The organism is Amycolatopsis sp. NPDC049252 (assembly GCF_043197175.1).
Classification (GTDB): domain Bacteria; phylum Actinomycetota; class Actinomycetes; order Mycobacteriales; family Pseudonocardiaceae; genus Amycolatopsis.
Map to the genome: position 1 here is coordinate 1 of NZ_JBICSQ010000116.1, position 19,978 is coordinate 19,978.

The 19,978-nt window shown below is 72.4% G+C and carries 25 protein-coding genes; 6 read left to right on the plus strand and 19 right to left on the minus strand.

The window, feature by feature from the left end:
• Nucleotides 1-638, plus strand: a 638-nt coding sequence (locus ACGFMK_RS45410; RefSeq protein WP_392777071.1) for a WS/DGAT domain-containing protein, incomplete at its 5' end; no start/stop codon positions are given.
• Here ACGFMK_RS45410 and ACGFMK_RS45415 read toward each other — a convergent pair.
• From ACGFMK_RS45415 to ACGFMK_RS45460, 10 genes are read right to left on the minus strand one after another with little or no spacing between them, the layout of a single operon-like run.
• Nucleotides 639-2,150, minus strand: a complete 1,512-nt coding sequence (locus tag ACGFMK_RS45415; protein ID WP_392777074.1) for a WS/DGAT domain-containing protein — start codon at nt 2,148-2,150, stop codon at nt 639-641.
• Nucleotides 2,147-2,431: an SPFH domain-containing protein gene (locus ACGFMK_RS45420; RefSeq protein ID WP_392777076.1), complete on the minus strand. Its 285-nt coding sequence runs from the start codon at nt 2,429-2,431 to the stop codon at nt 2,147-2,149. The genes ACGFMK_RS45415 and ACGFMK_RS45420 overlap by 4 nt, the downstream gene beginning before the upstream one ends.
• Nucleotides 2,428-3,243 carry an ATP-binding cassette domain-containing protein gene (locus tag ACGFMK_RS45425; protein ID WP_392777079.1) on the minus strand — a complete coding sequence of 272 codons (816 nt, stop codon included), beginning with the start codon at nt 3,241-3,243 and terminating at the stop codon, nt 2,428-2,430. Before ACGFMK_RS45425 ends, ACGFMK_RS45420 begins: the two co-directional genes overlap by 4 nt.
• Nucleotides 3,244-3,299: 56 nt before the next feature.
• Nucleotides 3,300-3,779, minus strand: coding sequence for a universal stress protein (locus ACGFMK_RS45430; protein WP_392777082.1), 480 nt, complete (start codon nt 3,777-3,779; stop codon nt 3,300-3,302).
• Between the two features lie 43 nt (nt 3,780-3,822).
• Complete coding sequence (locus ACGFMK_RS45435; RefSeq protein ID WP_392777085.1) at nt 3,823-4,326, minus strand: hydrogenase maturation protease; 504 nt, start codon at nt 4,324-4,326, stop codon at nt 3,823-3,825.
• Nucleotides 4,323-5,609, minus strand: coding sequence for a Ni/Fe hydrogenase subunit alpha (locus ACGFMK_RS45440; RefSeq protein WP_392777088.1), 1,287 nt, complete (start codon nt 5,607-5,609; stop codon nt 4,323-4,325). Before ACGFMK_RS45440 ends, ACGFMK_RS45435 begins: the two co-directional genes overlap by 4 nt.
• The gene (locus ACGFMK_RS45445; RefSeq protein ID WP_392777091.1) at nt 5,606-6,376 is read right to left on the minus strand and encodes an oxidoreductase; all 771 of its coding nucleotides are present in this window, start codon (nt 6,374-6,376) and stop codon (nt 5,606-5,608) included. The genes ACGFMK_RS45440 and ACGFMK_RS45445 overlap by 4 nt, the downstream gene beginning before the upstream one ends.
• A 1-nt stretch (nt 6,377) precedes the next feature.
• Entirely contained in the window at nt 6,378-7,199 is an 822-nt protein-coding gene (locus ACGFMK_RS45450) for an FAD/NAD(P)-binding protein (protein ID WP_392777094.1), read from the minus strand.
• Nucleotides 7,192-7,653: a Crp/Fnr family transcriptional regulator gene (locus ACGFMK_RS45455; RefSeq protein ID WP_392777097.1), complete on the minus strand. Its 462-nt coding sequence runs from the start codon at nt 7,651-7,653 to the stop codon at nt 7,192-7,194. The genes ACGFMK_RS45450 and ACGFMK_RS45455 overlap by 8 nt, the downstream gene beginning before the upstream one ends.
• Nucleotides 7,640-8,755, minus strand: coding sequence for a 4Fe-4S dicluster domain-containing protein (locus tag ACGFMK_RS45460; RefSeq protein WP_392777100.1), 1,116 nt, complete (start codon nt 8,753-8,755; stop codon nt 7,640-7,642). The genes ACGFMK_RS45455 and ACGFMK_RS45460 overlap by 14 nt, the downstream gene beginning before the upstream one ends.
• 169 nt (nt 8,756-8,924) lie before the next feature.
• Here ACGFMK_RS45460 and gap point away from each other — a divergent pair, with 169 nt between their 5' ends.
• Nucleotides 8,925-9,938, plus strand: coding sequence for a type I glyceraldehyde-3-phosphate dehydrogenase (gene gap, locus ACGFMK_RS45465; RefSeq protein ID WP_392777103.1), 1,014 nt, complete (start codon nt 8,925-8,927; stop codon nt 9,936-9,938).
• 70 nt (nt 9,939-10,008) lie between these two features.
• On the opposite strand, the gene ACGFMK_RS45470 is transcribed toward gap, so the two are convergent.
• The 6 genes from ACGFMK_RS45470 to ACGFMK_RS45495 all read right to left on the minus strand — a co-directional run bounded on the left by ACGFMK_RS45470 (nt 10,009) and on the right by ACGFMK_RS45495 (nt 15,065).
• Nucleotides 10,009-11,856, minus strand: a complete 1,848-nt coding sequence (locus ACGFMK_RS45470; RefSeq protein WP_392777106.1) for a hypothetical protein — start codon at nt 11,854-11,856, stop codon at nt 10,009-10,011.
• Between the two features lie 96 nt (nt 11,857-11,952).
• A complete protein-coding gene (locus tag ACGFMK_RS45475) occupies nt 11,953-12,420 on the minus strand; it encodes a DsrE/DsrF/DrsH-like family protein (RefSeq protein ID WP_392777109.1) in 468 nt (155 codons plus the stop codon).
• A 21-nt stretch (nt 12,421-12,441) separates the two neighbouring features.
• On the minus strand, nt 12,442-12,759 hold the full coding sequence (locus ACGFMK_RS45480; RefSeq protein WP_392777111.1) for a TusE/DsrC/DsvC family sulfur relay protein: 318 nt from the start codon (nt 12,757-12,759) through the stop codon (nt 12,442-12,444).
• Nucleotides 12,760-12,768: 9 nt separating this feature from the next.
• Nucleotides 12,769-14,016, minus strand: a complete 1,248-nt coding sequence (locus tag ACGFMK_RS45485) for an FAD/NAD(P)-binding oxidoreductase (RefSeq protein WP_392777113.1) — start codon at nt 14,014-14,016, stop codon at nt 12,769-12,771.
• A 45-nt stretch (nt 14,017-14,061) separates the two neighbouring features.
• The gene (locus ACGFMK_RS45490) at nt 14,062-14,367 is read right to left on the minus strand and encodes a hypothetical protein (protein ID WP_392777116.1); all 306 of its coding nucleotides are present in this window, start codon (nt 14,365-14,367) and stop codon (nt 14,062-14,064) included.
• A 35-nt stretch (nt 14,368-14,402) separates the two neighbouring features.
• Entirely contained in the window at nt 14,403-15,065 is a 663-nt protein-coding gene (locus ACGFMK_RS45495; protein WP_392777119.1) for a CBS domain-containing protein, read from the minus strand.
• 151 nt (nt 15,066-15,216) lie between these two features.
• Here ACGFMK_RS45495 and ACGFMK_RS45500 point away from each other — a divergent pair, with 151 nt between their 5' ends.
• The 3 genes from ACGFMK_RS45500 (at nt 15,217) to ACGFMK_RS45510 (ending at nt 17,498) form a co-directional block, all read left to right on the plus strand.
• Nucleotides 15,217-15,465, plus strand: a complete 249-nt coding sequence (locus tag ACGFMK_RS45500; protein WP_392777122.1) for a PLD nuclease N-terminal domain-containing protein — start codon at nt 15,217-15,219, stop codon at nt 15,463-15,465.
• Nucleotides 15,466-15,793: 328 nt separating this feature from the next.
• Complete coding sequence (locus ACGFMK_RS45505) at nt 15,794-16,387, plus strand: DoxX family membrane protein (RefSeq protein WP_392777125.1); 594 nt, start codon at nt 15,794-15,796, stop codon at nt 16,385-16,387.
• Between the two features lie 73 nt (nt 16,388-16,460).
• Complete coding sequence (locus ACGFMK_RS45510) at nt 16,461-17,498, plus strand: zinc-dependent alcohol dehydrogenase family protein (RefSeq protein WP_392777128.1); 1,038 nt, start codon at nt 16,461-16,463, stop codon at nt 17,496-17,498.
• Between the two features lie 58 nt (nt 17,499-17,556).
• Here ACGFMK_RS45510 and ACGFMK_RS45515 read toward each other — a convergent pair whose 3' ends face one another.
• From ACGFMK_RS45515 to ACGFMK_RS45525, 3 genes are read right to left on the minus strand one after another with little or no spacing between them, the layout of a single operon-like run.
• Nucleotides 17,557-18,249, minus strand: a complete 693-nt coding sequence (locus ACGFMK_RS45515) for a CBS domain-containing protein (RefSeq protein ID WP_392777131.1) — start codon at nt 18,247-18,249, stop codon at nt 17,557-17,559.
• An 11-nt stretch (nt 18,250-18,260) separates the two neighbouring features.
• On the minus strand, nt 18,261-18,776 hold the full coding sequence (locus ACGFMK_RS45520; RefSeq protein WP_392777134.1) for a universal stress protein: 516 nt from the start codon (nt 18,774-18,776) through the stop codon (nt 18,261-18,263).
• A gap of 22 nt (nt 18,777-18,798) precedes the next feature.
• Nucleotides 18,799-19,398, minus strand: a complete 600-nt coding sequence (locus tag ACGFMK_RS45525; RefSeq protein ID WP_392777137.1) for a hypothetical protein — start codon at nt 19,396-19,398, stop codon at nt 18,799-18,801.
• Nucleotides 19,399-19,605: 207 nt separating this feature from the next.
• Between ACGFMK_RS45525 and ACGFMK_RS45530 the strand changes: the two genes are divergently transcribed.
• Nucleotides 19,606-19,978: HPP family protein (locus ACGFMK_RS45530; RefSeq protein ID WP_392777140.1), on the plus strand; the 373-nt coding region annotated here is incomplete at its 3' end.

The window sequence follows — 19,978 nt, forward strand, 5'->3', positions numbered from 1 at the left end:
CCTCGGTGGCCCTGACCGACGTCAAGCGCGCCGCCGTGGGCTTCGGCGTCACGGTGAACGACGTCCTGCTCGCCGCGATCACCGGCGGCTTCCGGGAACTGCTGCTGCACCGCGGTGAAGTTCCCGCCGCGGACAGCGTGCGGACCCTGGTACCGGTGTCGGTGCGCGCGGGGTCCACTGTGGACAACGAGGTCTCGCTGCTGCTGCCGTTGCTGCCCGTCGACGTCCCCGACCCGGTGCAGCGGCTGGTCCACGTGCACGAACGGCTCGTCGCACTCAAGGAGGGCAAGGAGGCCGACGCCGGTGCCCTGCTCACCGCCACGGCCACGCACGAGCCGTTCGCGCCGATCGCCTGGGCGATCCGGGCCGCCGCGCACCTGCCGCAGCGCAATGTCGTCACCGTGACGACGAACGTCCCCGGCCCGTCCGAGCCGCTTTCGGTGCTGGGGCGGAAGATCGTCGCGATGTACCCGTACGTCCCGATCGCCCTGCGGGTGCGGACCGGGGTGGCGATGCTCAGCTACGCCGGCCGGCTGTCGTTCGGGATCACCGCCGACGCGGACAGCGTCCCGGAGACCGGGTTCCTGGCCAAGGCCATCGAACGGGAAGTCCTGACGCTGCGCGACGCGGCCCGCTGATCACCGGGCGGCCGCGAACTCCGCGGCCAGCCCGGCGACGAGCTGCTCCGGATCGGGAACCACGTTCCGGTCGGTGCCGAACCCGAAGCGCACCTGCCCGGCGTAGCTGAACACGCAGATCGTGATCGCCTGGTTCCCGCTGCAGGGCGCCCAGCCGACGATGCCCTCGACCGGCGCGCCGGCCAGCGTCATCGGCGCCCGCGGGCCGGGCACGTTGGTGAGCACCCCGACCCCCTTCCCGGCGAAGTACCGGCTCATCGCCCGGCCGAGCGGCGCCGGGCTCTGCGCGATGAGGTACTGCACGCCGAAGGTCAGCACGGGTTCGAAGGAATCGCGGATCCGGGCGACCCGGCGGTGCACCACGGCCAGGCGCTCGGCGAAGCTCCGGCGCCCGAGCGGCAGCTGGGCCAGCACGAGCGAGAAGTGGTTGCCGAGGTCGGCGGGCAGCTCGTCGTCGAAGGACGACAGGCTGACCGGGATGAGCCAGCCGAGGTCGGACGGCCCGGGGCGCGCGGTGCCGTGCGCGGTGAAGTACCGGTCGAGCGCGCCGGCCACCAGCGCGGTGCAGACGTCGTTGACGGTCGTACCGGTCTCGTGGCCGATCCGGGCGAGGTCGGCGAGCGGGACGGGGTCGCCCCACGCGCCGGTCTTCTCGACGCCGAGTTCGCCGTCCCACAGTCCGGTCGCGCTGGAGGGTCCCATCAGGTCGCCGACGCCGGTGGCGCTGTGCCAGACGGTCGTGGCGGCGCCGGCGACGCTGTCGACGACGCGGCGCGGCCCGCCGCTCAAGGCCGAGGTCAGGAAGCCGGCGACCGCGCCCGTGGCGCCCACCGCCGCGGCCGCGGCGAGCACAGGCAGCGCGACGGCGGTCTCGAGCGCGGGGTGCACCCGGCCGGCTCGCCGCTGGGCCTTCGCCCCGGTGTCGCCGAGCGCGCGCAGCAGGGCCGCGCCCAGCCGGGCCACCGGTTGCGCGACGGCTCCGCGGTGCGGGGACGCGCCACCGACCTTCGCGTGCGGCGAAGCGTCCTCGCCGTCGGCGGGGTCGAGCAGGCTGAAGAGCACCTGCGTCAACCGGATCCCGTCGGCCATCGAGTGGTGGGTCCGGACGACGAGCGCGCTGCCGCCGTCGTAACCCTGGAGGAGGTCGATCATCCACAGTGGACGTTCCGGGTCGAGGGGTTCGCTCCGGCGCGCGGCGACGAAGTCTTCGAGCACCTCCCGGGTCCCCGGGGCGGGAAGCTCACGCACCACGAGGTGCTTGCCGAGGTCGAAGCCGCGATCGGTCTCCCAGCTGAAGTCGCCGCCGTGGCGGACGGCCCGCTGCAGGTACACCGGGTACCGCGCGAGCAGCCGGTCGGACACCACCGAGCGCAGCCGCGCCGGGTCGACCGGCGTGCGGGTCCACAGCACCGACGTGACGATCATCAGGTTCTCCGGCCGGTCCAGGTGCAGCCACAGGCTGTCCTGGGCCGGCATCCGCCGGTGCGGCCCGGCGAGCTTCCGCGTGGTCACCGGTTCGCCACGGCTTCGCCGTTGGTCACCGGTTTCACCACGGGCACGGCGGCGGCCGCCTCGCGGGCCAGGAACGTCCCGAGCTCGCCGATGGTGCTCATCAGCGGCGCGGGGAACACGAACTTCGTCGCGTCGACCACCCGAAAGTACGCCACCGCGGACACGTCCACGCTCACGTTGTCCCGCGTGATGATCCCCTGCGACTGGATCGGCATCGTCACGATCCGCAGGGAGACGCGGCGCAGCACGTCGACGACCGCCGCGATGATCCAGTAGGTCATGACAGGACTCCGTTCGTCCGGATCCGGTCGGAGCGACCGGCGGTCATCAGCTCGACGACCGTTTCCTTGGTGAGTTCTCGAGTGGTGAACACGCCGGCCAGCCGCCCGAGGTAGAGCACGGCGATGCGGTCGGCCACGTCGAAGACGTCGTTCATGTTGTGCGACACGACGACCACGCCCAGCCCGCGCTCCGCCATCCGCCGGACCAGGCCGAGCACGACCTCGGTCTGCTGGATGCCCAGCGCCGCGGTCGGCTCGTCCATGATCACGAGTTTCGAGTGCCACAGCACGGCTTTGGCGATCGCGACGGCCTGGCGCTGGCCGCCGGAGAGGGAGCCCACGGGCTGCCGGACCGACGTCACCGTCGTGACCCCGAGGCTGCGCAATGTCTCCTTCGCGGCCGACTCCATGCGGTCCTCGTCGAGCCGCCCGTACCGCAGCTGTTCGCGGCCGAGGAACATGTTCTGCACGATGTCGAGGTTGTCGCAGAGCGCGAGGTCCTGGTACACGGTCTCGATGCCGAGCGCCGCGGACTCGCGCGGGCTGCGGATGCGCACCGGCTTGCCCTGCCACGAGAACTCGCCCGCGTCCGGCGCGTGGATCCCGGCGACGCACTTGATCAGCACGGACTTGCCCGCGCCGTTGTCGCCGACCAGCGCGGTCACCTGCCCCGCCGGGATGTCCAGGTCGACCCCGGCCAGGGCCTGCACCGGGCCGAACCGCTTGGTGAGCCCGCGCAGCCGCAGCAGCGGTTCTCCCGCGGGCGCGGCGGCGCGCGGGAGTCCGGCGGGGTGCTCGGCGGTGGCGGTCACGGCCGCACCTCCCGTGGTTTCCGCGTCATCGTGCCTGCCCTCGTCGTCGGGATGGATCAGCCGAGCGTCGCCAGACGCCGGCCGAGGCTGCTTTCGGGCGTCCGGGCGGGCGGCGGGATCACGGCGACCGGGCACGTCGCGAGCCGCAGGCAGGCACCGCTCACCGAGCCGGTGAGCGCCTCCCGCAACCGGCTCCGGCCGTGGCTGCCGACGACCAGCATGGTCGCGTTCTTCGCTTTGGTGGTCAGGGTTTCGGCGGGATCGCCGTCCGGGGCCGAACAGTGCACGGTGACCCCGGCGCGGTCCTTCGTCACGGCCGCGACGAGCGTCTCCAGTTCGTGGAAGTGCACGCCCCGCGCTTCTTCGAGCGTCCGGTCCGCGGAGACGTCGTCGAGCATGGCGTCGTGGGTCCACACCGTGAGCGCGTCCACCTCGGCGCCGCTCGCGGCGGCCTGGTCGACGGCCCAGATCAGGGCGGCGGTCCCGGCGTCCGAGCCGTCGACGCCCACCACGATCCGCGCGGATTGTTCCGTCATCACAGTTCCTTCCGGCCGGTTCCCCCAGCTTCCAGGCAACACCTCAGTACCGCCGGGGGAGCCTGGCCTTCTGCCCGACTTGCGAGGACCAAAGACCTTCCGGTGCGCCGAGTGCGGCCAGCACGGCCTCGACGGCGGCCGGCAGCGCGGCCGCGACCGGTGGCGACATCCCGGCGCCGGGTTCGAAGGCCGCGCCCGCGACGCCGACCGCCACGAGCCGGCGCGGCGAGCGGCCCAGCGCCCGCCCGAGCCGGATCGCGTCGTCGACGCCGAGCGCGTGCGTCCCCCGCCCGGAACCACCGGGCCAGCCGCTGCCGCCGGTGAAGAACAGGACCTCCCCGGGATCGTGGGAACGACTGCGGACCGCGTCGACGAGCACCGCCGGATCCGCGTCCGCCCAGGCGTCGACCAGCTCCGCCGGGTCCGCGACGCAGCGGACCACGCGCACTCCGGGTACCCCGGCGAGGCGCACCGCCTCCGCGACCGCCGGGCCGATCCCGTCGTCGCCGCGCAGCGGGTTGCCGAGCCCGAGCACCACGGCCGTCACCGCCGGATCACCGTGAGGTCGAGGAAGTGGGTCGCGCAGGAGATGCACGGGTCGTGGTTGCGGATCACCCGCTCGCAGAACAACGCGAGCGCGTCGTCGCCGAGGTCGAGCCGCGCCCGCGCCAGCCGGCACAGGTCGTCCTCGATCGCGGCCTGGTTCTGGGACGTCGGCGGGACGATCGCGGCCGCGGTGACCAGGCCGGCCTCGTCGATCGTGTAGCGGTGGTAGAGCAGCCCGCGTGGCGCTTCGCTGACGCCGTGCCCGGTGCCCGCGCGCGGGGTGAGCTCGGCGCAGGGCCGGTCAGGGCATTCGTAGCCGTCGATCAGCCGCAGCGCCTCCTCCACCGCGTGCACGACCTCGACCGCGCGGACCACGATGGAGCGGAACGGGTTCCGGCACTCGGGCCCCAGGCCCGCTTCGGCCGCGGCGTCGCGCGCGGCCGGGCCGAGCAGGGCCGAGTTGAGCGAGTACCGGGCGAGCGGGCCGGTCAGGTACCGGCGGCCGTCGAGGCTCGCGTGCAGGGCGGTGGAGTGCGGAACCTGCTGTTCGACGACGTGGTCGGGGAACTCCGCGGCGGGGAACGCGGCGCCGGTGCTCGTCACGACCGTCCCGCGGTCGATCGGGTAGCGCCCGGGTTCGGCGGCGGACAGCAGGTCGTGACCGGTCTCGAAGTCCGGGAAGTCGAAGCCGGACACCCAGCGCGCGACCTCGCGCGCCTGGTCCAGGGCGCCGAGGAGCCGTTCGCGCATCGGGGCGAGGTCCGCTCGCCCGGGCACCGAGTAGAACCCGCCCACCCGGACGTTCACCGGGTGGATCGCGCGCCCGCCGAGCAGCTCCATGAGCGCGTTGCCGGTCTTCTTGAGCTCGAAACCGCGACGGACGGCGTCCGGGTACCGCTCCGCCATCGCGATGCCGTCGGGGAACCCGAGGAAGTCGGGCGCGTGCAGGAGGTGGATGTGCAGCGCGTGGCTGGAGATCCACTCGCCGCAGTAGAGCAGGCGCCGCAGGTCCGCGAGCGGCGCGTCGAGCTCGACGCCGAAGGCGGCTTCGAGGGCGTTGCAGGCACTCGTCTGGTAGGCCACCGGGCAGATGCCGCAGATCCGGGACGTGATGTCCGGCGGCTCGCTCCACGCACGGCCGCGCAGCAGCGCCTCGAAGAACCGCGGCGGTTCGTAGATGTTCAGCTCGGCCGTCGTCACTTCGCCGTCCTCGACGTGCAGCCGCAGCGCGCCTTCCCCCTCGACGCGGGCGATCGCGTTGACCACCAGGCGCCTGCTGTTCACGGTCGTCGCTCCCCGGCCACCGCGGCGAAGTCGGGCGCCGCGGCGTTGAAGGTGGCGAAGACCCGGCCCACGGCGGCTTCGGTCATCCCGCACGTGCGCAGGATCGGCAGCAGCGCGGCGGTGTTCGGTGCGGTCATCGGCCCGAAGCAGCCGAAGCAGCCCCGGCTGCAGGACGGGCAGAGCGCGCCACAGCCGGCGTGGGTGACCGGGCCGAGGCACGGCGTGCCGTGGGCCACGGTCACACAGGTCAGGCCACGGCGTTTGCATTCGGTGCAGACACTGGTGTCCGGCAGGTCGGGCTTGCGCCCGGCCAGGACGGCGGTGAGCGTCTCGAGCAGCTGGCGGCGGTCGATGGGACAGCCGCGCAGCTCGAAGTCCACCGGGACGTGCGCGCTGATCGGCGTGGAGGTGCCCAGGGTGCTCAGGTACTCCGGGCTCGCGTAGATCGACGCGGCGAACTCGGCCACGTCACCGAAGTTGCGCAGCGCCTGGATCCCGCCGGCCGTGGCGCACGCACCGATCGTGACCAGGATCCGTGACTGCGCCCGGACGTCGAGGATCCGCCGCTCGTCCGCCGGGGTCGTGATCGACCCTTCGACGAGCGAGACGTCGTACGGGCCGGGCAGCACCGCGCTGGAGGCTTCGGTGAAGGAGGCGATCCGCACGCGGCCGGCGAGGGCGAGCAGCTCGTCCTCGCAGTCGAGCAGGGTGAGCTGGCAGCCGTCGCAGGAGGCGAACTTCCAGACGGCGAGGGTGGGCAGGCTCATGTCACAGCTCCCGGACCAGGAGGAGGGGTTCGGCTTCGGCGTAGGAGACGACCGGGCCGTCGCGGCAGAGCAGCAGCGGACCGAGCTGGCAGTGCCCGCACAACGCGGTGCCGCACTGCATGTTCCGCTCCAGCGACACGCGGATGTCCTCGGCGGCGACGCCCTTGCGCAGCAGCACCTGGGCGCTGAACCGCATCATCGGCTCCGGGCCGCAGAGGAACGCGGTGGTGGCACCGGGCCCCGGCGTGAACCGGGCGAGCGGCTCGGTGACGAACCCGACCTCGCCGGTCCAGCCCGGCGCGGGCCGGTCGACCGTGCGCAGCACCTCGATCGAGCGCGCCCAGCCGGCGAACTCGTCGCGGTAGAGGAACTCCGCCGGGGTGCGGGCACCGGCGACCAGCAGGACACGGCCGTAGGCGGCGCGGGCGGCCAGCACCGCGAGCACCACCGGGCGCAGCGGCGCGAGCCCCACTCCCCCGGCGACGATCACGACGTCGCCGCCGCGCGCGGACTCGACGTCCCAGCCGCGCCCGAACGGACCCCGCACGCCGAGCACGGTGCCCGGTTCCGCCGCGTGCAGCGCGTGGCTGACCGCGCCGACGTCGCGGACCGTCTGTTCGAGCACACCATCCACAGTGGACGGATCGCCGCTGATCGAGATGGCGACCTCGCCGACACCGCGGGCGTGGAGCATCGTGAACTGGCCCGGGCGGAACGACGCCAGCGCCCGGTCCGCCGGGACGAGCCGGAGGGTGGCGGTGTCCCGGGTCTGTGCCGTGCGCCGGTCGACCCGGTACGGCACCGGCAGCATCGGCTCAGTCACGTCCGCTCCGGTAGAGGTCGAGCAGGCGGGCGCGGGTGGCCCGCAGGCGGTGGGCCAGCACCTCGAACAGCGCGCGGGTCAGGGCGTAGCCGAACGCGGGGTCGTGGTCGGCGAGCTCGCGCAGCAGCCGGCCGTCCAGCTCCGCCGCCGTCACCGTGGTGAGCGCGCGGGCCCCGAAGTCCCAGCGGTACGGCGGGACGAGCCACGACCAGCCGAGCAGGTCACCCGGCCCGAGGGTCTGCACGACGACGTCGCCCCGGCCGGGCACCGCGGTGTCCACGACGACGCGGCCGCTTTCGAGCACCCAGAGCCGGTCCGCGGGCCGCCCTTCTTCGCACAGCCGCTCCCCCGCGGCGAACGCGACCTCGCGCGTGGCGCGGGTCAGCAGGGCGGTCTCCGCCGGCGTGAGCCGGGAGAACGGGGGCAGCGCGGTGAAACGGTCAACGGCCGGCATCGCCGGCTCCTTCCCCGGCGAGCTTCGCCGCTTCCGCCGTGATGTCGATGCCGGCCGGGCACCAGGCGATGCACCGCCCGCAGCCGACGCAACCGGACGTGCCGAACTGGTCGTGCCAGGTGCCGAGCTTGTGGCTCATCCACTGCCGGTACCGGCCCTCCCCGGAGGTGCGGACGCTGCCGCCGTGCACGTAGGAGAAGTCGAGCTCGAAGCAGGACGCCCAGCGCTCGGCGCGTCCGGTGTGCTCGCCGGTCACGTCGGTGACTTCCTCGGTGCTGGTGCAGAAGCAGGTGGGGCACACCATGGTGCAGTTGCCGCAGGTGAGGCAGCGGCTCGCGATCTCGGACCACACGGGTGAGTCCCGGGAGTCCCGCAGCAGCGCCCGCAGGTCACCGGGCGGCAGCGCGCGGCCCATCTTCCCCGCCGCGGCCGCGACGTCGTCGCGTGCCAGAGCCACCTCGTCGTCCGCCGCTTCGCGAGTGGTGACCAGGGCCAGGATCCGGGCGCCTTCGGGGGAACCGACGTCGACGAGGAACCGGTGCCCGCGGTCGTCGATCCGCTCGGTGAGGGCGAGGTCGTAGCCCGCGGACGCGCCGGGGCCGGTGCCCAGCGAGGCGCAGAAGCAGACTTCGCCGGGTTCGGTGCAGTTGGCGGCGACGGTGAACAACCCGGCACGGCGCCGGGCGAAGGCGCCGCTCGCGGCGAGCACCTTGCCGAGCACGGCGATCGCGGCCAGGTCGCAGGCGCGCACCCCCAGGAACGCCTGCCGCGCACCGGGCTCTTCCGCGGGCACGAACTCGCCACCGGGCCCGGTGGACCACAACGCGCGGTGCGGCGGGTGCAGGAACCGCTTCCACGACTGGGGACCGGCCGAATGGCCGAACACCGCGGCGTCGTCCCGGCGGCGAAGGCGGTAGCGGCCGGGCGCGGTCTCGACGCCCCAGCCCGCGGGCAACGCGGCGGACGACGTCAGCTCGCCGAGGACGATCGCGTCGTCACGGACCATCGGGCCCACGACCCGGTAGCCCTCTCGGAGCAGCACTTCGACCAGCCGGTCGAGCCCGCCGCGGTCGAGCACCCGGACGTCTTCGACAGCAGGCATCCCGCTCCCCTTTCGCCGGGTCCCAGACAACCGGTTCCGGCCGGTGACCCCAAGGGCCGAAGGTCACCGGTCACCGACGTTCTGCCCTCGCCCTCGGGAACTTGGGCCCTACAGGTCCCCACCCGCGCGGCGAACCATCGGGGGAACGGACTAGGACAGGGAGAAACCCATGACGGTACGGCTCGGGATCAACGGCTTCGGCCGGATCGGGCGGGACATCCTCCGCCACATCCTCGCAACGCCGGACAGCCCGATCGACGTGGTCGCGGTCAACGACATCACCTCCCCGGAGATGCTCGCGCACCTGCTGGCCTTCGACTCGACCTACGGCCGGCTCACCACCGCGGTGGAGGTCGTCGACGGCGAGGCGCTGCGGGTCGGCGACCACCTGATCCAGGTGACGGCGCAGACCGACCCCGCCAACCTGCCCTGGGGCGAGTACGACGTCGACGTCGTCGTCGAGTCGACCGGCAAGTTCCGCACCCGCGAGACCGCCGGGGCGCACCTGGCCGCGGGCGCGAAGAAGGTCGTGATCTCCGCACCGGGCAAGGACGTCGACGCGACCATCGTGCTCGGGGTCAACGAAGACACCTACGACCCGGCGAAGCACCACATCGTCTCGAACGCTTCGTGCACGACGAACTGCGTCGCGCCGATGGTGAAGGTGCTGCACTCCGCGTTCGGCATCCGCCGCGGCCTGCTCACCACCATCCACAGCTACACCGGCGACCAGGCCCTGCTCGACCGGCCGCACAAGGACCCGCGCCGGGCCCGCTCGGCCGCCGTCAACATGGTGCCGACCAGCACCGGCGCGGCCAAGGCGATCGGGCTGGTGCTGCCGGAGCTGGCCGGCAGGTTCGACGGCGTCGCCGTCCGCGTCCCGGTCGAGGACGGCTCGCTGACCGACCTCACGGTGGAGCTGGAACGCCCGGTGACGGCCGAGCAGGTCAACCACGCCTTCGCCGAGGCGGCCGACGGGGATCTCAAGGGAATCCTGCGCTACAGCGAAGGCCCGCTCGTCTCCCGCGACATCATCGGCGACCCGGCGTCGTGCGTGTACGACGCACCGCTGACCAAGGCCGACTCGCACCTGGCGAAGGTCTTCGGCTGGTACGACAACGAATGGGGCTACGCCGCCCGCACGGTCGAGCTCGTCGAGCTGATCGGGCGCTCCTTGACGTGACCGGGAGCCCGCGCCCCGGGTGCCCGCCGGTGACCAGGCCCGGCGGGCACCCGCGCCTCACGCGCTCTCGTCAGTCCGCGCGACGCCGGCTGCCGAGCACCAGGGACACCCCGGCGGCGAACGTCAGCAGACCACCCACCGCGAACCAGCCGACGTTCACGCCGGTCGAGGCGAGCCCATGCGGCTCCGCGAGCACCGGCTGCGCCACGACGGCTGCGGCACCGGGCGGCGCGGTTCCCGGCCCCGGCCGCGGGTTCGCCGCCAGGTCCGGGTCCGGCTGGTACGGCCCGGGCACCACGGCGACCACGTGGGCCGTGGAGCCGTCGTCACCACCGCGGACGGGGAAGGTGGGGGTGCGGCCGTTGACTCCCTGCCAGGGACCGACGATCCCGACGTCGTAGCGATCGGCCGGCAGGTCGAATACGGTGAAGTACCCCTGCGCGTCGGTCACCGCACGCGCCACGATCGCGCCGCTCACCTGGTTGCGCAGGTACACCTTGACCCCGGGCACCGGGTCGTAACGGGTAGCGCACCCGCAGGTGTAGACGGGCGTGCCGAGGTAACCGGCCGATTTCGCGGCACGAGCACCCGGCACCCGGGCCGTCGCCCCGAACGCGACCGTGGCGTCGGACCGAGGCGCCCAGATCCGGCAGTACGCTTCCAGGTAGCCGGCGGTCGCGGCTTCCGCGTTCACCGGAACCGTGATGTCGAAACTCCGCGAAGAGGTGGCCGGAACTGTCGCTCCGGGGCCGGACGGGTCCAGCTCACCCAGGCCGGCCTGCCCGTCGTCGCTCGTCCAGCAGTACGCGGTCAGGCCGGGTACCGGGCCGCGGCCGCTGTTGGTCACGGTGACGATCAGCCGGGCGGTGTCGCCCTTGGCGTAGATGGGCGCGGCGAAGCGGGCGGCCCCGATGAGCCACCCGGTGATGTCGTACTCGCCCCGCACCAGCACCTCGGGCTCGTGGACGCCGTCCACCTCGACGGGGGTGCTGTCGAAGATCCAGTCGGGTGAACTGGTCCAGACCTGCCAGGTACCGGCGAGCAGGCCGTGGAAGGCGAACCGGCCTTCGGCGTCGGTCACCGCGTCGGCGGCGCCCTCCGGGCCCGGGCCGTACGCGCGGATGTCCAGGCCGGCGAGTGCTTCACCCGGGTCCATCGCGTGGTTCCGGTTGTGGTCCCCGTAGGCGATCCCGGTGAAGCCGCCGCGCACCACGACGAGCGGGGCGGTGACCGTCACCGAGTTGTCGGCCGGATCCGCGTCGGGCTCGGTGGCCGTGACCTCGGCTTCCAGGCGCACCACGCCCTCGGTCACCTCCGCCACCCACGCCACGGTGTTGCCCTCGGCCGTCTGACCGGGCGCCAGGGCGAAGTTCTTTCCGGTGGAAAGGGTCCACGAGTGGGAGGTCAGGTTGCCGGAATCGGTCAGCCTGACGTCGGTCGCCGGCCCGGTTCCCTCGTTCACGACGGTCACTCTCGCGTAGACGGGGTCTTGCGGCCGGTAGGAGGGTTGGTCCAGCACCAGGGTGAGGCGCAGGTCGGGCCGTTCCGGCGGGCCGGTGGGCGGCTCGTCGGACGCCGGTGTGGTGGAGGCCGGGTCCGAGACGGCCGGCGACGCCGGGGCGGGCGGCGGCGAGGTCTTCACCGCGGTCGTCGACGGCTTCACCTCGGTCGTAGCCGGGGCCTTGGTCATGGCCGGGGCTCTGGTCGTCGTCGCAGCCGGGCCGGGTTCCGCCGGTTTCGGTGTCTCTCCGGACGTCGGTACCGGTGCCTCCGTCACGGAAGGCGGCGACGAGCCGGCCGGCGCCGGAGCGGAAGCCGGGGGGTCGGCCTCCGCCCCGAACGCCGGTCCGGCCGACACGCCCAAGGACATCGCGACGGCCAGCGCGACCGCGCCGGCCACCCGGGTCAACCGTGTCATCTTCCTGCCTCCTTGATCCGACTTGCACAGGTCACGTGCTCGTGGTCTTCCGAGGGAGTCCGGCGCGCCCGGGCCGGCCGTCGCCGGACGGCGGCGTCAGGTGTAGATGATCTGGCCGCCCGCGGCGAGGCCGTAGAACTCGCCGACCGTGATGATCCCGGCGACCTGCTCGATGAAGTCGGACTTCTCGAGGCCGAACAGGTCCACCGACGCCTGGCAGGCGTACAGCCCGGCCCCGCTGTCGGCGATCATTTCGATGAACTCGGGGATCGGCGGGATGTCGAGCTCCGCCATCTTGTGCGCCATGTAATGGGTCATCACCGACGAGAGGCCCGGCAGTCCGCCCGCCCAGGTGGGCAGGTGCAGGCCGGGGTTGCCGACCGTCGCCAGCTTGATGTGCTCGTGGCGGGCCCGGTGGATCGCGTCCAGCCCGAAGAACGTGAAGAACAGGTTGGCGTCGATGCCCTCGGCGCGGGCGCCGTTGGCCATGATCAGCGCCGGGTAGATCCCTTCCAGGGAACCCTTCGAGACGATGATGGACACTTTTTCGATCGTGCCGGTCACGACGATCCGTCCTCTCCGGACTCAGATGCAGCCACGCGGCTTGGGGATCCCGGCGATGCGGGCGGCCAGCTTGGCCGGCCCCTTCGGGAACAGCTGGTACAGCTCCTTGACGGCGACCCCCGAGGTCTTGCCCAGTGCGCGGACCGTCGGCCCGCTGCCGGTCTCGGCGAACTTCGCCCGGACGAACTTCAGGACCTGCCAGTGCCGGTCGGTCAGGTCACCGACGCCGGCCTCGGCGGCGATCTCCGGGGCCATCTCGTCGCGCCAGGCGGCGGGGTCGGTGAAGAAGCCTTCGTCGTTCACGGTCACCTCGGTGCCCGCGTAGACCTTGGTGGACATGCGGTCTCCTCACGGTTCACTCGGAGCGGGGAAGTGCTTGCCGGACCGCGGCATCGCGCTCGACAGGCCCGGCAGGTCGCGGCCGGGCAGCAGGCTGTGCCAGTACAGCCACGAGAACATCAGCTTGCCGAGGTGGTTGAGCCGCGACTCCTTGAGCAGCGGCAGGCCCGCGTCCGCCGGGAAGTGCCCGGGCAGCGGCTCGGTGTCGTAGTTGAAGTCGATGAGCAGGGCCTTGCCGAAGCCGCTCTCGATGAAGCAGTTGGTGTGGCCGTCGAAGCTCGCGTCCAGCGGCCGGCCGTCGAGGAACTGCCCGACGTTGCGGGTCAGCACCTCGCCTTCGAAGTGGGTGACCGAGCCGGCCTTCGACGTCGGCACCGAAGCCGCGTCGCCGATCACGAAGACGTTCTCCCGCACCGTCGACCGCAGGGTGTGCTCATCGGCGCGGACGAAGCCGAACTCGTCGCCGAGGCCGGGGGAACGATCCACATAGGACGCGCCACCGTGCAGCGGGACGACCACCGCCTGGTCGAAGCCGACCTCCCGGCCGTCGAAGGAGACCAGCCGGCCGCCCGCGCCGTCGACCTCGCCGGTGCTGAACTCGGTGACCAGCTCGATGCCCTTCGCCTCGAGCAGGCCCGCGAGGGTCCGCGCCGCCACGGGTTTGGTGAACGCGGCGTCGAGCGGAGTGACGTAGGTCAGCTGTACCCGGTCCCGGATCCCGCGTTCGGTGAAGAACCAGTCCGCCAGGAAGCAGAACTCGAGCGGCGCGACCGGGCACTTGATCGGCAGGTCGACCACGTTCACCACCAAACGCCCGCCGTCGAAGGCCGCCAACGCCGAAGCCAGGCCCACCGCGCCGTCGAGGTCGTAGAAGGTGTCCACCCGGTCGCGCCAGCCCGGCCCCGTCAGGCCGTCGGTCTCCTCGGGCAGGAGCCGGGCACCGGTGGCGATCACCAGGGCGTCGTAGCGGAGCACCGTGCCGTCGGCCAGGTGGACCCGGTCGGCCGTGACCTCGACGCGCTCGACTTCGCTGCGGTGATAAGCGATCCCGTCCGCCAGCTGCCGCGGCCGGGACCGGACGAGGTCGTCGGCGTCGGCCATGCCGAACGGGACGAACAGCAGGCCCGGCTGGTACACGTGGTGGTCGTCCTGGTCCACGACGGTGATCTCCGCGCCGTCGCCGTATTCACGACGCAGGCGGTTCGCCGCCAGGGTCCCGCCGGTGCCGCCACCGAGGATCACGATGTGTTGGGTCACGATCCCAGTGTTCGACCCGGAACCGTTGCGCGACAGGGACTTCGGTCACTCAGGACGGGGCGAAGGTCCGCGGGAGGGCCGGCGGCGCGCGTACTGCGGACCGTGGAAGACACTGGCCGCCAGCAGGATGCCGAAGACGAAGCCGAAGTCGTACCAGTGCCCGTTGTTGTGCACCTCGTAGACACCGACGTGCTCGTTGAACAACGAGACGAGGAAGCTGATCGGGCAGATGAAGCCGTGCCACAGCCCGAGCCAGAAGCCGGGTCGCAGATCCGCCGCGGCCAGGGCGTTCCCGGCGGGGGCGCAGGCGGCCAGCAGCAGCGCGACACCGACGGCCAGTCCGGCCGGCACGAGCCAACGCTTCGGGTGTGGAGCACCGGCCGCCCTCATCGGACCAGGTCCGCGGCCGCGCCGTCGTCCTGGGCGTACTTCAGCCGGTTCCGCACCGCGACCACGCCGGGCACCGACTCGGCGAGCCACGCCGCGCGTTCCACCTCACTGCGCCGGTCGAGCACTCCGCCCAGCGTCACGACACCGTCGTCGACCTGTACGGTGACGCTCGCGGGGTCGGCCCAGACCGAGCGCTTGAGCACGTCGCGCTCCACGATCTCCTGGATCTCTTCGTCCGGGCGCAGGAACGCACGCAGGACGTCACGGCGGGAGAGCACGCCCACCAGGCGGCCGGAACCGTCGACGACGTAGAGGCAACGCAGGTCGGCCTCCACCATCCGCCGGGCCGCGCCGGCCACCGGTTCGTCCTTCCGGATCGTGGGCACGCGCCGGGTCATCAGCTCGCGGGCGGTCAGGCCCTGGGCCTTCGTCCACACGCGACGGCGCCACAGCCCGGGCGACCGCTGCGCGCGGTTCCCTTGGCGGGCCAGCAGATCGGACTCGCCGACCACCCCGACCACCCGGTGGTGCTCGTCGACCGCCGGGATCGCCGCGATGCCGTGCTCCGCCAGCAGGGACACGAGCGTCTTGAACGACGCCGCGGGCCCGGCGGAGACCACCGGCCGGCTCATCAGGTCGGACACCAGCGGACCACGCATGACGCACCTCCGTCGACGACGTTTCCCGGCCACGTTAGGAGCGGAACGCGGTGCGCGCGGCGGGCAACAGTCCCCGCGCGTAGGGCCTTTGGGCCCTTTGCCCGGGGGTCTCCGGTGCTCTTGCCTGGGTAGTCGGCGGAAGGAGTACATCATGGGAAGCCACCAACGGTGGAGTGACCTGCCGGCCCGGCAGCGCACGGCCATCGCCATCGCGGGTACCGTCCAGCTCGCCCTCGCCGCGAGCGCCTGGTGGGACCTGAGCCGGCGGACCGCCGATCAGGTACGCGGGCCGAAGTGGGTGTGGTCCTGGGTGATCGCGGTGAACTTCGCCGGCCCGATCGCCTACTTCGCCGCCGGCCGCGTCCCGCCGCGGGCGACCGCCAGTGGGCAGAGCGCGTAGGACACCACCGCCTGGCCGGTCGGTCCCAGCGCCGGCGCGGCCAAGCCGTTCCGGCCGCGGCCCCCCGCCACGAGCAACTGGGCGCGGCCGGACAGATCGTGCTGCTCATCGAAGTTCCCGCCGGTGCGCGGACAGGCCACCTTTCGTGGCGTGCACCAGACCGCCGTCGACGGCGCCGCGGCCCACGGATGACCGTCTCCGGTGGGGTGACCGTCCGCCGGTCCCGGGAACGGGCACCCAAGGACCTTCCGGACGGGGACCTTCGGCCCCAGAAACCGTTGCGGCGCCGGAACAGACTGAGCCCATCACCGAAAGAACGGAGGTTCCCATGTCCATCAAGCCGCAAGAGAACACCGGTCCCGTCCAGCGGTCCACCGAACCGGCGCCGGTCCCCGATTTCGTCGCCGAGTCCCCGGTCGCCGGTAAGGTACTGGCCGTCCTGCGGATCGTCACCGGGTTCGTGTTCCTGTGGGCGTTCCTCGACAAGCTGTTCGGCCTGGGTTATGCGACCCCGTCGAAGGGCGCCTGGATCAGCGGCGGCTCCCCCACCAAGGGCTTCCTGAGCAGCGTGCACGTCGGCCCGTTCGAGTCGGTGTTCCACGCCTGGGCCGGCACCTGGTGGGCCGACACGCTGTTCATGCTCGGCCTGGCCGGCGTCGGCGTCGCCGTGATCGCGGGTGTCGGGCTGCGCCTCAGCGCGATCGCGGGCTCGCTCATGATGCTGATGATGTGGGCCGCCGAGTGGCCGTTCGCCCAGAGCATGAGCACCGGCGAGGCGACGCACTCGACCAACCCGGTCATCGACTACCACATCATCTACGCGCTGATCCTCATCGTGGTGGCCGCCGCCGCGGGTGGGAACACCTGGGGCCTCGGCCGTCGGTGGGCCGAGCTCGTCGGCGACCGCAAGTGGCTGCGCTGATCCCCGCGTCCCTGGGCGCCCGCCATCCGGCGGGCGCCTTTCGCGCTGTCCGAAACAACCGAAGGAGAACCCGATGAAGGCACTCGTCTACGACGGACCCGGTCGGCGCAGCTGGACCGGCCACGCCGACCCCGAAATCACCGCGCCGACCGCCGCGGTCGTCCGGATCGACGCCGTCACCATCTGCGGCACCGACCTCCACATCCTCAAGGGTGACGTGCCCACCGTGGACCGCGGCCGGATCCTCGGCCACGAGGCGGTCGGCACGATCGTCGAAGCCGGTTCCGCCGTGACCACCGTGAAGCCCGGTGACCGGGTGCTGGTCTCGTGCATCAGCGCCTGCGGCCGGTGTGAGTACTGCCGCGTCGCGGCCTACGGCCAGTGCCTCGGTGGCGGTGGCTGGATCCTCGGCCACCGGATCGACGGCGTGCAGGCCGAGTTCGCACGGATCCCGTTCGCCGACACCTCCACCTACGTGCTGCCGGCCGGGGTGAGCGACGAGTCCGCGCTGATGCTGGCCGACATCATGCCGACGTCGTTCGAGGTCGGGGTGCGCAACGGCACGGTCAAGCCGGGCGACACCGTCGCGATCGTCGGCGCCGGGCCGATCGGGCTGGCCGCGATCACCAACGCGCAGCTGTTCAGCCCGAGCTCGATCATCGTGGTGGACAAGGAACCCGCCCGCCTGGACGCGGCGAAGGCGTTCGGCGCGGACGTGCTCGTCCAGCCCGGGGAGGCCGCCGCCGCGGTCGCCGAGGCCAGTGGCGGGCTCGGCGCGGACGTCGTGATCGAGGCGGTCGGCGTCCCGGAGACCTTCGAGCTGTGCACGCGGCTGGTGCGCCCCGGCGGGCACGTCGCCAACGTCGGCGTGCACGGCGCGCCGGCGACGCTGCACCTCGAGGACCTGTGGATTCGCAACGTCACGATCAGCACCGGCCTGGTGGACACGTCCAGCACACCGATGCTGCTGCGGATGCTCGCGGCCGGGCGGCTGGACACGAGCCGGTTCATCACCCACCGGTTCGGCCTCGACGAGATGGACGAGGCCTACGACGTGTTCGCCCACCCGCAGGACAGCAACGCGCTCAAGGTCGCGCTGTTCCGCGGCTGACCGACGGCAAAGGGGCCACTGTCCGATTCGGACAGTGGCCGCTTTGCCGTGCCGGGGTTCAGTTGTGCGGCTTGTGCTTGCTCAGCACCCCCACCTGCCCCGGCGGGACCGGGGAGATCCCCCGGTCGTCGAGGTGGGCGGTGAGGGTCTGGCGCACCTCGACCACGCCGTCGACCCGGCGGATCAAGGCCACGAGCACCGGGATCATGGATTCCCGCTCGACGGCACCGTTGAGCGTCACGATGCCGTTGTGCACCGCGACGTACAGCGAAGCCGGATCCATGGCCATTTCGTGCAGGATCACCTCGTCGCGGACCTCGTCCCGGATCTCGCGGTCGGTGCGCAGGAACACCCGCAGCAGGTCGGACCGCGACACGATGCCGACGAGCACGCCGTCTCCGTCGACCACGGGCAGGCGGTGGAAGTGGTGCTCCTCCAGCAGTTTGGCGGCCAGGACGACGTCGTCGCCGGCGTGCACGACGACCGCGGGCGCGGTCATCAGGTCGGCGGCGAACACGGCGTCCGCCTTGTGCTTGGCCTGCCGGGACCCCAGCCGGCCGTGCGGGGCCTCGTGCTGCAGCAGGTCACCCTGGGACACCACGCCGAGCACGTGCCGGTCTTCGTCGACCACCGGCGCCCCGCTGATGTTCCACGCCGCGAGTTGGACGGCGACGGCCTTGAACGGGGTGTCCGGGGCGAGCGTGAGGACGTCGGTCTTCATCACCGCGCCCACCTTGCGACGGCTCGGCATCTGGATCTCCTTCACAGCAGCGGTCCCGGGTAGTAGGAGCCTTCCAGGTCCACGGGGACCTTTTCGTGGGTTTTCTCGGGCTCCGGGACCGTGCGCGCCGGAATGACGACGACCGGGCAGCTCGCCTCGCGCAGGCAGTGCTCGGCGACCGAGCCGACGAGCATGGTCAGCAGCCGGCCGCGGCCGTGGCTGCCGAGCACGATCATCGACGCCGTCCGCGACGCGTCCTCGAGCGCGACCGTCGGTGTGTGCTCGACCAGCCGGCCCTCGATCTCCACCGCCGGGTGGTCCTTCTTCACCTGTGCGATGACGTCGTCGAGCTCGCGCCGCTGGATCTCTTCGGCCGCCTGCGGGGTGCCCGCGACGGCCGCGCCGAGGTCGTAGACCGGCTCGAACGTCCACGCCCGCAGCGCGACGACCCGGCGGCCGCTCGCGGCGGCCTCGTCGACCGCCCAGCGCAGGGCGGCGACGCTCACCGCCGAATGGTCGACGCCGACGACGATGTCGCGTCCGCGATCCGTGGTCATGGTGATCACCTTCTCCTCATCTTCACGAGTGGGTCTTGCGGTTCTGTTCCCGGAACCACTCCTGCTGCCAGCGGGCGAGGCGGAAGCGGTCGAGGGTGTACGCGGTCAGGCAGTAGGCCAGGGCGAGCAGGCCGGCGGCGCCGAGCCACAGCCCGAGCGCGCTCATGACCGCCTCGATGACGACCGCGGCGCCGGTCAGGGGCGGCTGACTCGGGTTCCCGTTCTCGTCCACCCAGGCCGGAAGCCGGTCGCCTTTCACGGCGCCCTGGTCGGCGACGATCTTGCCGGTCTTCCGGGTGCCGTCGGCGAGCGTCCAGGTCGCGTCCGTCGGCTCACCGCTGCCGGCGACGCCGCTGCGGGTGTTCGCCTTGAGCGCCGGCCCGTCGGCGAGCAGGGTCGCGACGACCTGGGTGCGGGTCCGGAGCTGCTCGGCGGACTGCAGTTGCTGCCGCACGTAGGTTTCCGAACCGAAACTGGCGGCGAACGGCAACACGGCGAGCGCCAGCACCACGACGAAGGCGAGCAGACCGCCCTGGACGCGGTCCGAGGGCCGCGCCACCGAACCGCGGCGGGGCAGGACGGTGTGCCACATCCGCGCGATGCGGTTCGACGACGGGTTCATGACTCTCGCCTTTCGGGGCCGGAAGGGTTCCGAGTCCAGGATTCGCCTTCCGGCCGTCCGTTCGAAGGGGCGTTGGACCCCGGTGCGCGGGGACCGGGCCGTCCTGATCGCGAGGCCCTCCGGCCGGCGACCGGGGACTTAGGACCCTGTTTCCGCCGCGGTCCGGGCCGCATCGTCGGAATCCCCCGCCCGGACAGGAGAACCACCATGCGCGCCCGCGACATCATGACCACCCGCACCGTCGCCGTCCTGCCCTCGGCGACTCTCGAAGAAGCCGCCGAAGTGATGGCGGCGCGCGGGTTCACGACGCTGCCGGTCATCGACCGCGACGGCAGGCTCCTCGGTCTGCTGTCCGAAGTGGACATCGTGCGCGCGCCGCGCGGCCCGGCGGATCCGGACAGCGGGGTGATGATCGACCGGCACGCGCGGACCGCCGGCGCGGCGATGCGCACGCCCGGGGTCGGGGCGCACCCCGACGCCGAGGTGGCCGCGCTGGCCGAGCGCATGACGGACGCCGGGGTGCGATCGCTGCCGGTGCTGGTGGACGGCAAGGTCGTGGGCATGGTCACCCTCCAGGACG

Coding starts and splice junctions, on each gene's coding strand:
- ACGFMK_RS45505 (WP_392777125.1), top strand. CDS start 15,794: ATGTCCATCAAGCCGCAAGAGAACACCGGTCCCGTCCAGCGGTCCACC.
- gap (WP_392777103.1), top strand. CDS start 8,925: ATGACGGTACGGCTCGGGATCAACGGCTTCGGCCGGATCGGGCGGGAC.
- ACGFMK_RS45520 (WP_392777134.1), bottom strand. CDS start 18,776: ATGACCACGGATCGCGGACGCGACATCGTCGTCGGCGTCGACCATTCG.
- ACGFMK_RS45430 (WP_392777082.1), bottom strand. CDS start 3,779: ATGACGGAACAATCCGCGCGGATCGTGGTGGGCGTCGACGGCTCGGAC.
- ACGFMK_RS45420 (WP_392777076.1), bottom strand. CDS start 2,431: ATGACCTACTGGATCATCGCGGCGGTCGTCGACGTGCTGCGCCGCGTC.
- ACGFMK_RS45470 (WP_392777106.1), bottom strand. CDS start 11,856: ATGACACGGTTGACCCGGGTGGCCGGCGCGGTCGCGCTGGCCGTCGCG.
- ACGFMK_RS45525 (WP_392777137.1), bottom strand. CDS start 19,398: ATGAACCCGTCGTCGAACCGCATCGCGCGGATGTGGCACACCGTCCTG.
- ACGFMK_RS45515 (WP_392777131.1), bottom strand. CDS start 18,249: ATGCCGAGCCGTCGCAAGGTGGGCGCGGTGATGAAGACCGACGTCCTC.
- ACGFMK_RS45455 (WP_392777097.1), bottom strand. CDS start 7,653: ATGCCGGCCGTTGACCGTTTCACCGCGCTGCCCCCGTTCTCCCGGCTC.
- ACGFMK_RS45495 (WP_392777119.1), bottom strand. CDS start 15,065: ATGCGTGGTCCGCTGGTGTCCGACCTGATGAGCCGGCCGGTGGTCTCC.
- ACGFMK_RS45480 (WP_392777111.1), bottom strand. CDS start 12,759: ATGTCCACCAAGGTCTACGCGGGCACCGAGGTGACCGTGAACGACGAA.
- ACGFMK_RS45500 (WP_392777122.1), top strand. CDS start 15,217: ATGGGAAGCCACCAACGGTGGAGTGACCTGCCGGCCCGGCAGCGCACG.
- ACGFMK_RS45445 (WP_392777091.1), bottom strand. CDS start 6,376: ATGAGCCTGCCCACCCTCGCCGTCTGGAAGTTCGCCTCCTGCGACGGC.
- ACGFMK_RS45510 (WP_392777128.1), top strand. CDS start 16,461: ATGAAGGCACTCGTCTACGACGGACCCGGTCGGCGCAGCTGGACCGGC.
- ACGFMK_RS45460 (WP_392777100.1), bottom strand. CDS start 8,755: ATGCCTGCTGTCGAAGACGTCCGGGTGCTCGACCGCGGCGGGCTCGAC.